This window comes from Gimesia aquarii, assembly GCF_007748175.1.
Taxonomy (GTDB): domain Bacteria; phylum Planctomycetota; class Planctomycetia; order Planctomycetales; family Planctomycetaceae; genus Gimesia; species Gimesia aquarii_A.
On the sequence record NZ_CP037422.1, the window covers coordinates 5,110,304 to 5,122,804 of the forward strand.

Here is a 12,501-nt window from a genome sequence, read left to right on the forward strand (position 1 = left end):
TTGTCTAGCTGGTATGGAGAGATTCTTTACCTGTGAAGTAGAGAATCTTAAAATCATTTTTTGTAAACGGAGTGGATCCGTTTTTCTTGCGAGGCCCAGAGCCTCACTTTTTTTAGTCTCTTTCTCTGCGGTTTAACGCAGGAGGTGCCTGATGATTTTTTCTAAACAGAATCGTCGTTTCGTCGTCAAAGCAATTAACAACAACGCGTGTGTGAAAACATCTGTTGTCGTGAAAGCCATTGATGCCGTCCGTGCCGCCCTCCTAACAGATTCGTTAAGCCCTCTAGGTAGAGAACGATTTTCGGAATCCGGTGGTATGCCGGGGACCCCGTCGATGAGCTGGCATTGTTGTTATCAACATCAGCAAACATCGATGCATCTGCTTTATCAATTGATGATGCGGATGACGGGTACCAAGACCACCATAACCGGAACTGCTACTTAAGCAGATCCAGTTCCCTGCTTTTTAGCAGAAAATCGTTTACTCAAAGTGTTTGGTTAAAGCCTGATCAAAGTTTTAACTGAACCGCCATGTTTGATGGCGAGAGCTCCAAATGAGTCTCCTGTATTACTGGCAGAAAGATTTTGTCTCTTTCTCTGGTTCCACAAGCTGGCTCGACGGAACGTCGGTTCTCAATCAGAGCATGATGAGCACAAGCACTTTGAACAGCCTTGAATTTAAAGTCCTTGATCCAGGATAGAGAAGAGATATTACAATGGAAGATTCACAGTTAGTACAATTAGTTTTAGCTGCTCAGGGTGGTGACCGAGACGCATTCGGTTCGCTTGTTGTTCAATTTGAGTCGACTGTATACGCGATTGTCATGAAGCGATTGCGAAACCACGCTGAGGCAAGCGAAGTCACACAGGATGTGTTCATTCAGGCCATGCGGAAGCTGTCTCAGTTGAATGCACCTGAGCGATTTGGTGGATGGTTACGGCAGATTGCCGTTCGGATGTCAATCAACCGTGCTGTTCGTCGGCCTAACGAGTGCATTCAGAGTCCAGACACATTTGTTGTTCTGGATGATGAACCAGAAAACCCGTTAGACAAGTTGCTGGAAAGCGAACGGGCTACCGAATTGCGAGGACGCCTGGAACAGCTGGGTGAAGTTGACCGCGAAACACTGATCTCATTCTACTTCAAAGGACAGTCCTTGAAGGAAATGAGTCACGAATTTGATCGGCCTATTGGAACGATTAAGCGTCGACTGCACACGGCACGAAACCGTCTGCGAGAAGCGTTGTTAGATTTGCAGTCGGTATGAATAACTGATTTTGTTAAGACGCCGCAGCCTGCGGGATGAGAATCCTGCGGGCTGTGTGTATTTCTGAGACACGATATTTTACTTTCGATTCCATGATGAGCTGATTCAGGGCAGTATGACTCCGGCTTTGATCAAGAGAGAAGTTAACGCAATTAACGGGATGCCTGTAATTGCCGAATGGTCTGTGGAGTCGATTTCTTCAAAAAGTGTGATTCCTCGGCTTTCCAGCTTATAAGAGCCGGCACAATTCAGAGGCTGATCAAATTCCACATATCGTTCAATGGCTCCCTGGTTCAGCGATCGCATCTTAAGTTTTGTCTGATTGATGTGAGTTTCAATCAAATCAGGCCCCAGAACAGCGATCGCGGTGATGAGCGTGTGGGTTTTACCTTGCATCGACATCAATTGCTGTACCGCATGTTCTTTAGTTCCCGGTTTCCCCAAGATGGTATTTTCAAACGAAACGAGTTGATCACCGCCGATGACGATGGCATCCGGATTCTGTTGAAAGACCTGTTTCGCCTTTTCCAAAGCGAGAACCTCGGCCAAATTTTCAGGAGAAAATCCCGCTTCTTTCAGGACTGACTCATCCACCTGAGGATCCTGAGCTTCGAACTCCAGTCCCAGTCGCCGTAATTGCTCAGCTCGATAAGGGGATGTACTCGCCAGAATGAGTTTCATAAGAGGTCTCATGATGCCACTATTTAGACTGTTGATAATAGACTTGTTTGGGAGCCAACTGATTGGTATCGCACTTCCATTCAGCAATCGCAACGAGTGTGCCTGCGGAAGTCACGACGGCAATCTCATCTTGATCACCAGCTTTGGGGAGTCGATCAGGATCGCATTCGATGACACGACCATGGCAGAGATCATCAAGCTCCCCGTGATTGCATTGATAATGTTGCAAATGTTTAACAGCTCGTTCCGCAGGCTGAAGTTGGGCGGCAATTGATTCCAGAGTCACCGAATCATCAAGTTGCATTCCCGATTCCAGTTTAAAATCGCCAATCCGCGTACGAACCAGAGATGTCATCACGGCTCCATACTTAAGTTGCTCTCCCAGATCACGGCCAAGGGAACGAATATAAGTTCCCGAGCCGCACACAATTCGCAACTGAAAACGAGGAAACTCAAACGCCGTTAATTCAATTTGATAGACTTCGACAGTACGCGGTTTGATGTCAAAAGATTTCCCGCGTCGTGCCAGATCATAGGCCCGCTGACCGTTGATATGCACCGCGGAAAATTGTGGCGGGACCTGTTCGATCTGTCCTTGAAAAGCAGGCAAACAACGTTCCAGTTGTTCGCGTGTGATGGTTGGGCAATCAGTTGTTTCGGTGAGATTTCCGGAAATATCATCTGTGTCGCTTCGTTTTCCTAAGATAAATTCACCGAGGTACTCTTTGGGTTGATCCTGAACGAAACGAATGAGACGTGTCGCAGATCCAATGCAAACTATCAGGACCCCGGTGGCCAAGGGGTCGAGTGTGCCGGCGTGTCCGATCTTCAGGGGACGGACGCGCTTCTGAATCTGGTTCACAACCTGACGTGAAGTCATGCCTTGCGGTTTGTGAACATTCAACAGGCCTGATAAGTTCAGATCGACAGCTTTATTGGAGCTCATTGGGGAATGTTTCCCGTGCAAGTTGTATGTGAAAACACATACTTTCAATCATCATTCGCCAATCAAACTGAGACGCGGACTTTTTGTTGGTGATAATTTAAGGCGGCTCCGACAAATCCCGCAAATAGTGGATGTGGGCTAACCGGCTTGGATTTGAATTCTGGATGGAATTGCACTGCCAGGTACCAGGGATGATCAGGAACTTCGACAATCTCAACCAGATTTCCGTTCGGGCTTGTACCGGTGGGAATCATCCCCGCTTCGATCAACTGTTTTCGATATTCGGGATTGAATTCATAGCGATGTCGATGACGTTCGCTGATGGAGTCAGCACCATAACAGGTATGAGCTTTGGAGTCCGGAGCGATAATACAGTCTTGTGCACCCAGACGCATGGTGCCTCCCTTTTCAGTGATTTCTTTTTGTTCTTCGAGTAAACAAATCACGGGGGCGTTCGTTTCACTATTGAATTCGGTGCTATGTGCATCCGATAATTCCAAAACGTTTCTGGCAAATTCGATGACAGAACACTGCATTCCCAGGCAGATTCCAAAATAAGGAATCTCGCACTCACGGGCGTATTGTGCGGTCGCAATTTTTCCTTCGATTCCACGTTTGCCGAATCCGCCAGGCACAAGAATCCCGTCGACGTTTGAAAGCAGGACCTCCGGACCTTGTCGCTCAATTTCTTCAGCTTCGATTCGTTTTAACAGAATACGTGAAGAGTGATGGAACCCGGCATGAAACAGCGATTCATAAATTGACTTATACGCGTCTCGATGGTCAATATATTTCCCTACTACAGCGATGGTCACTTCATGGTCCGGGTTTTTAACCCGATTGAGCAGCGAACGCCAGTTGGAAAGATCCAAAGGTTCCGCATCAAGTTGTAGTTTACGTGTAATGAGTTTGTCGAGCCCATCATCGGCTAACCCTTGAGGGACTTCATAAATGGAGTATTCCGTATCGACTTCCTCGATCACAGCTTCTTTTTCGACATTACAGAACAACGCAATTTTGTCAGCATGATCTTTGTCCATCGCGCGTTCGGTTCGCACGATCAAAACATCAGGTTGAATACCGATCTGTCTTAATAGACCAACACTGTGTTGCGTCGGTTTGGTTTTCATTTCTCCCGCCGCCTTGATGTATGGCACGAGTGTTAAATGAATGAAAAGGCAGTTTTCTTTTCCGATATCGAGGGGAATCTGACGTATTGCTTCCAGGAACGGCAGGCCTTCAATATCACCAACCGTGCCTCCCAGTTCCGTAATGACCACATCGACGTCTGAACTGGCAAGGTTATAAACAGATTCTTTGATTTCGTCGGTGATGTGCGGAATGACTTGCACCGTGGCACCCAGATATTCACCGCGACGTTCTTTTTCGATGACCCGCTGATAAATTTGACCGGTTGTGTAATTCGACTTTCGTGAGAGAGGGCTATTTGTGAAACGTTCATAATGACCGAGATCAAGGTCTGTTTCGGAGCCATCATCCAGTACGTAGACTTCACCATGCTCATAAGGATTCATCGTCCCGGGATCGATATTAATATAAGGATCCAGTTTCTGCATGCGGACTCGTAATCCTCGTTGCTCCAGAAGAAGGCCGATTGAAGCCGACGTTAATCCTTTGCCTAAAGAACTGACAACGCCACCGGTGACAAAGATATGTTTAGTTGTATGTTTGGTCATTTTTAATATCTGCTGGTTAAGTTCTAATTTATAAATACCTATGATATTCAATCGATACTGTTTTTGCACGCTTCAAGTGTTCGAATCAAATGGAAGCGTTGATGAATTTAAGGCCTCTTTGTTCTCGGGATCCCTACCTGATCGCTCAGGACTATAATTCGGTTTATTTTGTTTAAAGATAGTGATCTGAACACGTTAAGGTTGAAGCTATTTGTATTCTACTTTTACTCAATCCAGACTTTATGAATGTTCTGCGCGATAACGGATGACAAATTGAGCATAATCTTCTGGAGTATCAATGCCAACTGAAGGGTGTGCTACTTGAGCAACTTGAATCCGAGCGCCTGTCTCCAGGGCGCGTAATTGTTCTAACTTTTCCAACTGCTCAAGTGGAGTCGCTGGTATTTTCGTTAAATCCAGCAAAAACGGTCTTCGGTAAGCGTAGATGCCCAAGTGTAATAACCAGGGGCTTTGCTCAGGCAGCAATGTTTCAGGTACAACATCTCTCGTAAACGGTATGGGTAGGCGACTAAAGTACATTGCAGAGCCATCCTGACGGCAGACCACTTTGGTACAAGATTGATCCTGTAGTTGTTCGACGTTTCGAATGGGAGTTGCCAACGTTGCCATTTCAGCATCAGGAGTTTGTATTAGTATCTCGATCAACTGGTCAATGAACTCAGCTGAGATTTCAGGTTCATCTCCCTGGATATTTACCAGGATCTCTGCATCTAACAGTTCTTTGAGGGCTACTTCCGCGATCCGGTCGGTACCACTGGGATGTTCACCGGTTAAGCATGCTTTCCCTCCAAAACCATGAACTGCTTCTAATATTTCCAGGCTGTCGGTGGCCACAATGAGTCGGTCTAACTTTTCCGATCGTGCCGCCGCCTCCCACGTATGCTGAATTAATGTCTGACCAGTTTCATTCAGTAATAATTTTCTGGGAAGTCGGGAAGATTGCAGTCTGGCTGGAATCACGCCGCACACTTGCATGGGAACACCTCCTGTGTTTCTTAATGAACGGCTCATTTTAATGAATGATCGCTCAAACCAATTTATCAATTTTCAACTCGAATCTTCAAGAGGGGTAGAGGCAAAACTCTAGCATTCTCTCAAGTAATCTCTATCTCAGCAGTTACCAGAGGTATTCTAGAGAAGGATGGTCTTGGACAGGATCTTAAGTTTTGATATGGTTTGCCGCTGATGGACTAGATTTCTTTTTATTCAATAAGGGCAGGGTTCTCAAATGGAGTATGGGTTCTTGGGCTATCGTTCGACATTTATGTTGGACTTTGTGGTATCAGCACTGATTTTGATCGTACCGTTATTATTATTCAGTCTCTACTCGGTTAAAATCAAACGCAATTTTGCACTGCATAAGAAGCTTCAGATTCTTTTGGGCGCTGTTTTGCTGGTCGCGGTTGCCGCATTTGAAGTTGATGTGCAGATCATGCATGGTGGCTGGGAAAACATTGTCAACCAGCGCGAAACCCCGCTGACTCCGGAACAATTCAATTATGTTCGAAATGTGCTCTATGTTCACTTGGTTTTTGCAGTGACAACTCCGTTGTTCTGGGCAGCGACTCTGTTTCTTGCTTTGCGACGCATTCCTAATCCACCGGCTCCATGTGCACACAGCAGCCTGCACAAAAAGCTGGGTTGGATTTCTACGATCGATATTACGCTGACTTCACTGACCGGCTTGTATTGGTATTACACAGCATTTGTCAGCAGCGTCTGAAAATGAAAACGATCTAAAAAGTAAGATCAGGATTTTTTTCGAGAGCGTGAAAGCGGTCCTTTGGGAGGCTTTTCTGACTCATCGCTGTTTTTATCTTTCGCCAGCACACGGGCAATGGCTTCCAGAAACACATCCATTGCGAACGGCTTTCTGAGGTAGTCATCAACCCCCAGCATTTCCGCATACGCTTTGTGCCTGCCTCCTTCGTTAGCAGTAATCATGATGACTTTGGGAGGGGAAGGCAGTGATTTCAATGATTCCAAAACGGGGAATCCACCCATTTTGGGCATCATCATATCAGTAATGACGAGATCCGGATTTGTTGTTCGGGCGAGTTTTTGCCCTTCCATCCCATTCGGGGCTACAACAATATTATAACCGGCTGACTTAATTACCCCGCTCAGGGTGGTTGAAATCTCTCGGTCATCTTCAATTAATAGAATTGTATAATCAGTCGACATAGTTCTCTTTATTCCCCGGAGAAACCGGTTGTTTCTCCCAACTCCTGTTTTCAAAGTGACTCTTCGTCACATACATTCGACATTCCTGTCCTTGGGTATATGGTATGCCCCGATCAAGCGATTCTCAAGGCAGTGATCTAAAACTGCTTTGATTCTGCCTCTCTGAAACAGTGCTAAGTACGATTATACCACTAGAATCGTAGAATCTTCATATTTTTTTTGTCTGATTGATAAATGCTTCAACCATTGTCTGGCTTTTGATTCCGGGGGCACTTTCGACTCCACTGGCAGTATCAATACCAAAAGGAGTGACCGTTTGAATGGCTTCATGAACGTTTTCTGGAGTCAGTCCCCCTGCCAGAATCAAGGCAGGCCATTCATCATATAAGTAGTTTTCCTTTATCATCTCCCAGGGAACAAGCTGCCCCGTTCCCCCATAGGCCTGAGGTGAATAAGCGTCGATTAAGATGTAATCCGGACGTTTACCACATTGGTCACACTTGGTCAGAAAATCAGACAGGCGATCTAGGTCTGGATCCTGCGTGCGGAAGGCCCAAATGATTTCGATGTCTGGAACATGTTGAGCCAACTCTGCCAGGAATTCAGGAGATTCGTCGCCGTGAAGTTGCACCATATGCGGCGAGAGTTCCCGGCAGATGAATGTCACTTCGGACAAAGTGTGCTTCACAAACAAACCGACCAGTGAGATTTCTTTGTGAGACAGAGCTGCTTTGACTTCACGTGCCGTTGATAGCTCAATCGAACGTGGCGAAGGGGCATAGAAATTAAGACCGAGCGCGGATGCACCCAGATCCGCGATCATGTGAGCTGTTTCAACGTCTTGAATCCCACAAATTTTAACCCACATTTGATTAAACACTTTTTATTAGAAAACAACATCACACGTTGATCATGAATCTGATGATTGACATTCATTGATCTTTTCAAGAAAGCATCAGCTGGATTTGATAAGAAAATTCGAAGCGAGGAATATCCAATTCGTACATAATAATTATATACGGCTTGCGTATTAAGGGGTAGGTGGCATTGGGAGGAATTTAATGCAGACTGGTTTGGGAACTTTGATTTCCTGGTTTGTCTTTTTTAATAATCCTGTCTCTAAGTCGATCTTAAAAACAACGACATTGTTGGTATTTTGATTTGCAACCAATAGGTAATTTCCCGTAGGATCTATTTTGAAATTCCGTGGAATCGTTCCACCCGTTGGTTCAAAACCGATGGAGGTGAGTTTCCCCGTTTGTTGATTAATTTTGTAGATCGCGAGGGTGTTTGGACCTCGGTTCGAACCATAGAGAAATTTTCCGGAAGGATGGACTTGGACTTCTGCTGTTGAGTTTCCTTTGAAGTTCGTTCCCTTCGGTACGGTTGAGATCGTTTGAATTTCCTGAAAGGAACCCTGCTTTGCATCATAGTCCATGGCGGTAATGGTGAGGTTTAATTCATTGATTACATAACCCCATTTACCATTAGGATGGAACGTGAAATGACGTGGCCCCGCGCCGGGTTTCATAGCAATCCCCGGAGGGGAGTTGGGTTTCAGAGAACCATCGGACGAGTTAAAGCGGTAAACAAGTAGTTGGTCGATACCCAGGTCAGCCACCACGGCATGTCGATTTTGTTGATCCAGATTAATTGAATGTGCGTGAGGCGCTGTTTGTCGCGCTGTATTCACGCTGGAACCCGTATGTTGAACAAACGAAGCGCTCTTGCTCAGTTTTCCATTCTTTTGAATGGGTAACGAACAGATATTCCCCCCAGTATAATTGGCAATCAGGACATAGTTACCCGTTGCATCAACAACGAGATGACAGGGGGCCGCGCCCTGGGAAGATTCCTGATTGAGGAAGTTGAGTTTTCCTGACTTCGCATCAATGGCAAATGCACTTACCGCTCCTGATTTTTTACCCTGGTAATCTCCAATCTCGTTCACGGCGTAAAGATAGTCTCGACTCGGGTGAATGGCCAGAAAAGAAGGATTTTCGACGTTGTCAGTGATGCCTACGTGTGAGAGTTCGCCGCTGGCACCATCCAGACGAAGCTGGTAAATCCCCTGACTTTCACTACCGCGAGTATAGGTGCCCACATAGACCCAGAAGCTTTCAGCAGCAGCTACTGTGTGATTTTGAAAAGGAGACAAGAAGGTACTTAGCATGAAACCAAGACTCAGCAGTGCTTTTTTTAGTATCGACATGGGAAACTCTAGAAATAGTAATCAATGGGAATCAGAGTGCAATCACAATCGGGCGTAAGATGCCCCGTCTCATTTATTTGACTCAAATTCTACAGGAAATGCAATGGTTCGTTTCTAGCCGGATCCAAAATACCAAGGATGCCGATCCTGTGATTTCTGATCTGCAGAGATTATACTTGCAGTCATGTTAAAACGGATTACTTTGCATAATTTTATGAGCCATTCCCATACCGTGATTGATCTGTCGGCTGGTTTGACCGTGCTGACGGGACCGAATAATTGCGGTAAGTCCGCTTTTGTGACTGCGCTGCAAATTCTTGCTGAGAATACGTCTGGCGATTTTATGGTCAGGCATGGTGAGAAAGAGTGTCGGGTGATCGTCGAAACGGATGATGAGCATACCATCGAATGGAAGCGCAAAAAGAAAACGGTCAGTTATTGCGTTGATGGTGAAGACTTTCATCGGTTAAGAAATGACGTTCCCGATAAACTGCGTTCACTACTCAGGCTCTCGAAAGTCAAGTCGGGTGACAGTGATCAGTTCGACGTCCATTTTGGCGAGCAAAAATCGCCAATCTTTTTATTAAATGACCGTGGCAGTCGGGCTGCCCGCTTTTTTGCGTCGTCTTCCGATGCCTCAGTTTTGATCGAGATGCAGAAATTACATCGCAGTAAGGTCAAGTCTGCGCAACAGGAGTTCCAGCGTCTGCAAACCGAGTCAAAGCAAATTAACGCGATTCTGGAGGCTTTGGCTCCGGTTTCCACTTTGGAATCGAAATTGGAAGCATTAGAAACGACATACGAGCGTTTACAATCGGAGAACCAGCAGATTCAACGACTGGAAACTTTGATTCAAGATTTAGAGGCTTCCTCTCAGACGGTAACGAATTTGCGAAAAACAGTTACTGCGTTAAATGAGCTACCAATAGAGTTAGAACAAAAAAATGAAAAACCATTAGAATCATTGATTCGGCGATCAGTCGCCGTAAAGCAGCAAGTGGAACTGACCCATCTTAATGTATCGGTAATGGCAACGTTAAATGAACCTCCTGAATTGGAAGAGGTAACCGTTCTGGATTCGCTCATCTATGATATTGAGGTTCAACAACAGCGATCTGATCGAGACAATTTAACAGTAGAGTGTCTGAAGGCGTTAAGTGATCCTCCCCAGTTGGTTGAGTCAGATCGATTACAGACGATGATTGAGACCATGATATTGGCGGAGGAGAGGGTCCGCGTCGATCAGATCGAATTTATGATTCTGGAAAAGTGCAGCACGCCGCCTGAACTCGCAGATTTAGACAGAATCGAACAATTCTGTCGGCAATGGGAAGAGGCGTCATCTCAATTTGAATCCACGCAGCAGGACTATCAAGTCTGTGAGAAAGAGTATGAACTGATTCGCGCTGAAATGGTGAACTGGGTGAAAGAAAATCCGACCTGTCCCACTTGTGGAGCAGAAATGGACCCCGATCAGTTCATCCAGTCAGCAGAAGTGGGACTGAAAGGGCACACACATGGAACATGAGTCATACCGTGGTGTGCTGTTGATTGGCGACCCGCATATTGAAGGGAGAGTTCCCGGCTTTCGCAAAGATGACTATCCACAAGTCGTACTGGAGAAACTCAGCTGGTGTCTGAAAACTGCAAAGGAGCAGATGCTCTTGCCTGTGATTTTGGGGGATCTGTTTCATGTACCGCGCGACAATCAAAACTGGTTGCTGTGTCAGTTAATGACACTTTTTGATCCCCCCGTCTATGGGATTTATGGAAATCATGACTGTCGAGAGAACCAGCTCACAGAACACGACACACTCAGTATCTTGGTAGAAGCGGGCAAGTATCGTCTTCTTTCAGAAGAAACGCCCTGGCAGGGGACGATGCAGGGCCGCAAGGTGATCGTCGGGGGTACGTCCTGGGGTAAGAAATTACCTAAATCTGTGGAGTTCCAGAGTGAAGATGTTTCACCTTTGATCATTTGGGTCACGCATCACGATCTGATTGTCCCCGGTTATGAGGAACAGGGGCATTTTAAGCCTTTTGAAATGGTTGGCGTCGATTATGTGATCAATGGTCACATTCACCGTTCGCTGGCAGATGTGAAAAAAGGGCAGACCACCTGGGTCACACCCGGGAACATCATTCGCAGATCGCGCAGCGATGCTTCACGAGCCCACGTTCCCTCTGTACTGAAGCTGGAAGTGACAGACAAGGGCTGGGAACGTACCGTACTCGAAGTCCCACATCAGCCTTTTGATGAAGTTTTCTTTGAAGAAGTCATCGAAGAATCAGAAACGGGAGTGCCCTCTGCCTTTATTTCCGGTTTGGCGGAATTACAATCGAGAAGAACGGATACCGGGGCTGGTTTACAGTTCTTCCTGGAAAAGAATCTGGAACAGTTCAATTCAACAGTTGCAGATGAGATACAAAAATTAGCAAGTGAGGTTTCCAGTCATGTCAACGAGTAATCAAAGTCCTGTACCTGATATCGAAACATTGACGGCACAGTTCCAAAAGTTAAACAAACGTAAAATCGAATCCGAACGCGATTTGGTGAATGCAGAAAAACATCTGAATGATCTCAAACAGCAGGCGCAGGATGAATACGGGACTGATCATCTCGATGAATTGAAGGAAAAGCTGGAACAGATAAAGACCGAAAATGAACGCAAACGGGCTGAGTACCATCAAACCCTTGAGCAAATTGAAACCGAATTAACTAAAATTGAAACCGAACATCAGACGACTGATGCATCCTGACGATTTTCTATTGGAATCACTCTGAACTTATGACCGAAACATTTTCCAGTTCGGAATCCTCCAACTCCCAACAGGAGTTGCGTTCCCCCAAAGCATTGCAGCGTCGATGTTGGGAACTGGATGCGGTCCGTAAACAGAAAATCAAAGAGGCAGCACAACTCTCCGATCAAATGCAGGAAACAGAGCAATACCTTGCGACTTCTGAGGAGGTGACTGAAGCCTTGGAGGCACTGAGTTCACAGCTCTTTGAACAACAATTGGCGTTGATACAGGAAAAGCTGACGATTGCCCTGCAGGAAGTGTTAGAACAACCTTTGAAGCTAAATGCTGTTGCAGAATGGAAACGTAACGGAGCCAGTGTTGAATTTCAGATCGAGCGCGATGGGAATCTGGAAGATATTATCAGAGGTCAGGGGGGCTCGGTTGCGAATATCCTGTCGGTTGGTTTACGGATGTTTGCCTTAATGACACTGGATGAGTCAGAACACAGGCGGGTCCTGGTGCTGGATGAGCAGGATTGCTGGTTGCGACCAGATCTGGTACCTCGACTAGTAAAAATTATTCACGAAGCAGGACAAGCGCTCGGTTTTCAAATTATTATGATCAGTCACCATGATCCCACGCTGTTTGAACGATACGCAGATTGTATTTACCAGTTTACCCCTTCTGCAGGGGGGGTTCAGGTTCAACGGATTGAAACCGATTGGCAAATGAGTGACTGAATTAAGTAAA

At 46.0% G+C, this 12,501-nt stretch carries 14 protein-coding genes; 7 read left to right on the forward strand and 7 right to left on the reverse strand.

Features of this window, described 5'->3' with window-relative positions; all coding sequences use genetic code 11:
• Nucleotides 1–151 precede the first annotated feature (151 nt).
• Both V202x_RS19495 and V202x_RS19500 read left to right on the forward strand, forming a co-directional pair.
• Nucleotides 152–445 carry a hypothetical protein gene (locus tag V202x_RS19495; protein ID WP_145178439.1) on the forward strand — a complete coding sequence of 98 codons (294 nt, stop codon included), beginning with the start codon at nucleotides 152–154 and terminating at the stop codon, nucleotides 443–445.
• Between the two features lie 271 nt (nucleotides 446–716).
• A complete protein-coding gene (locus tag V202x_RS19500) occupies nucleotides 717–1,268 on the forward strand; it encodes an RNA polymerase sigma factor (protein ID WP_144985457.1) in 552 nt (183 codons plus the stop codon).
• Nucleotides 1,269–1,373: 105 nt separating this feature from the next.
• Here the strand turns inward: V202x_RS19500 and V202x_RS19505 are convergent, their stop codons facing one another.
• From V202x_RS19505 to kdsB, 4 genes are all read right to left on the reverse strand, one after another.
• The gene (locus tag V202x_RS19505) at nucleotides 1,374–1,949 is read right to left on the reverse strand and encodes a Maf family protein (RefSeq protein WP_145178441.1); all 576 of its coding nucleotides are present in this window, start codon (nucleotides 1,947–1,949) and stop codon (nucleotides 1,374–1,376) included.
• Nucleotides 1,950–1,968: 19 nt separating this feature from the next.
• Nucleotides 1,969–2,895 (reverse strand): tRNA pseudouridine(55) synthase TruB, encoded by a 927-nt coding sequence (gene truB, locus V202x_RS19510; RefSeq protein WP_145178443.1) that lies wholly within the window; start codon nucleotides 2,893–2,895, stop codon nucleotides 1,969–1,971.
• Nucleotides 2,896–2,957: 62 nt separating this feature from the next.
• On the reverse strand, nucleotides 2,958–4,592 hold the full coding sequence (locus tag V202x_RS19515) for a CTP synthase (protein ID WP_144985460.1): 1,635 nt from the start codon (nucleotides 4,590–4,592) through the stop codon (nucleotides 2,958–2,960).
• 240 nt (nucleotides 4,593–4,832) lie between these two features.
• Nucleotides 4,833–5,624, reverse strand: a complete 792-nt coding sequence (gene kdsB / locus V202x_RS19520; RefSeq protein WP_232098583.1) for a 3-deoxy-manno-octulosonate cytidylyltransferase — start codon at nucleotides 5,622–5,624, stop codon at nucleotides 4,833–4,835.
• 217 nt (nucleotides 5,625–5,841) lie between these two features.
• On the opposite strand from kdsB, the gene V202x_RS19525 reads away from it, so the two are divergent.
• Nucleotides 5,842–6,336, forward strand: coding sequence for a DUF420 domain-containing protein (locus V202x_RS19525; protein WP_145178447.1), 495 nt, complete (start codon nucleotides 5,842–5,844; stop codon nucleotides 6,334–6,336).
• A gap of 26 nt (nucleotides 6,337–6,362) precedes the next feature.
• Here the strand turns inward: V202x_RS19525 and V202x_RS19530 are convergent, their stop codons facing one another.
• From V202x_RS19530 to V202x_RS19540, 3 genes are all read right to left on the reverse strand, one after another.
• Nucleotides 6,363–6,797, reverse strand: coding sequence for a response regulator transcription factor (locus V202x_RS19530; protein ID WP_145178449.1), 435 nt, complete (start codon nucleotides 6,795–6,797; stop codon nucleotides 6,363–6,365).
• A 208-nt stretch (nucleotides 6,798–7,005) separates the two neighbouring features.
• Complete coding sequence (locus tag V202x_RS19535) at nucleotides 7,006–7,665, reverse strand: phosphoribosylanthranilate isomerase (protein ID WP_145178451.1); 660 nt, start codon at nucleotides 7,663–7,665, stop codon at nucleotides 7,006–7,008.
• Nucleotides 7,666–7,827: 162 nt separating this feature from the next.
• Nucleotides 7,828–9,009: a lactonase family protein gene (locus V202x_RS19540; RefSeq protein ID WP_145178453.1), complete on the reverse strand. Its 1,182-nt coding sequence runs from the start codon at nucleotides 9,007–9,009 to the stop codon at nucleotides 7,828–7,830.
• A 184-nt stretch (nucleotides 9,010–9,193) separates the two neighbouring features.
• Between V202x_RS19540 and V202x_RS19545 the strand changes: the two genes are divergently transcribed.
• From V202x_RS19545 to V202x_RS19560, 4 genes are read left to right on the forward strand one after another with little or no spacing between them, the layout of a single operon-like run.
• Nucleotides 9,194–10,537: an AAA family ATPase gene (locus V202x_RS19545; RefSeq protein WP_145178455.1), complete on the forward strand. Its 1,344-nt coding sequence runs from the start codon at nucleotides 9,194–9,196 to the stop codon at nucleotides 10,535–10,537.
• Nucleotides 10,527–11,477, forward strand: a complete 951-nt coding sequence (locus V202x_RS19550) for a metallophosphoesterase (RefSeq protein ID WP_145178457.1) — start codon at nucleotides 10,527–10,529, stop codon at nucleotides 11,475–11,477. Before V202x_RS19545 ends, V202x_RS19550 begins: the two co-directional genes overlap by 11 nt.
• Nucleotides 11,464–11,769, forward strand: a complete 306-nt coding sequence (locus tag V202x_RS19555) for a hypothetical protein (protein ID WP_145178459.1) — start codon at nucleotides 11,464–11,466, stop codon at nucleotides 11,767–11,769. Before V202x_RS19550 ends, V202x_RS19555 begins: the two co-directional genes overlap by 14 nt.
• A 29-nt stretch (nucleotides 11,770–11,798) precedes the next feature.
• Complete coding sequence (locus tag V202x_RS19560; protein ID WP_145178461.1) at nucleotides 11,799–12,491, forward strand: DNA repair protein; 693 nt, start codon at nucleotides 11,799–11,801, stop codon at nucleotides 12,489–12,491.
• Nucleotides 12,492–12,501 lie beyond the last annotated feature (10 nt).

Bases quoted from the DNA above. Each gene is read 5' to 3' on its own strand.
- V202x_RS19495 (WP_145178439.1), top strand. From the start codon at position 152: ATGATTTTTTCTAAACAGAATCGTCGTTTCGTCGTCAAAGCAATTAAC.
- V202x_RS19500 (WP_144985457.1), top strand. From the start codon at position 717: ATGGAAGATTCACAGTTAGTACAATTAGTTTTAGCTGCTCAGGGTGGT.
- V202x_RS19505 (WP_145178441.1), bottom strand. From the start codon at position 1,949: ATGAAACTCATTCTGGCGAGTACATCCCCTTATCGAGCTGAGCAATTA.
- truB (WP_145178443.1), bottom strand. From the start codon at position 2,895: ATGAGCTCCAATAAAGCTGTCGATCTGAACTTATCAGGCCTGTTGAAT.
- V202x_RS19515 (WP_144985460.1), bottom strand. From the start codon at position 4,592: ATGACCAAACATACAACTAAACATATCTTTGTCACCGGTGGCGTTGTC.
- kdsB (WP_232098583.1), bottom strand. From the start codon at position 5,624: ATGAGCCGTTCATTAAGAAACACAGGAGGTGTTCCCATGCAAGTGTGC.
- V202x_RS19525 (WP_145178447.1), top strand. From the start codon at position 5,842: ATGGAGTATGGGTTCTTGGGCTATCGTTCGACATTTATGTTGGACTTT.
- V202x_RS19530 (WP_145178449.1), bottom strand. From the start codon at position 6,797: ATGTCGACTGATTATACAATTCTATTAATTGAAGATGACCGAGAGATT.
- V202x_RS19535 (WP_145178451.1), bottom strand. From the start codon at position 7,665: ATGTGGGTTAAAATTTGTGGGATTCAAGACGTTGAAACAGCTCACATG.
- V202x_RS19540 (WP_145178453.1), bottom strand. From the start codon at position 9,009: ATGTCGATACTAAAAAAAGCACTGCTGAGTCTTGGTTTCATGCTAAGT.
- V202x_RS19545 (WP_145178455.1), top strand. From the start codon at position 9,194: ATGTTAAAACGGATTACTTTGCATAATTTTATGAGCCATTCCCATACC.
- V202x_RS19550 (WP_145178457.1), top strand. From the start codon at position 10,527: ATGGAACATGAGTCATACCGTGGTGTGCTGTTGATTGGCGACCCGCAT.
- V202x_RS19555 (WP_145178459.1), top strand. From the start codon at position 11,464: ATGTCAACGAGTAATCAAAGTCCTGTACCTGATATCGAAACATTGACG.
- V202x_RS19560 (WP_145178461.1), top strand. From the start codon at position 11,799: ATGACCGAAACATTTTCCAGTTCGGAATCCTCCAACTCCCAACAGGAG.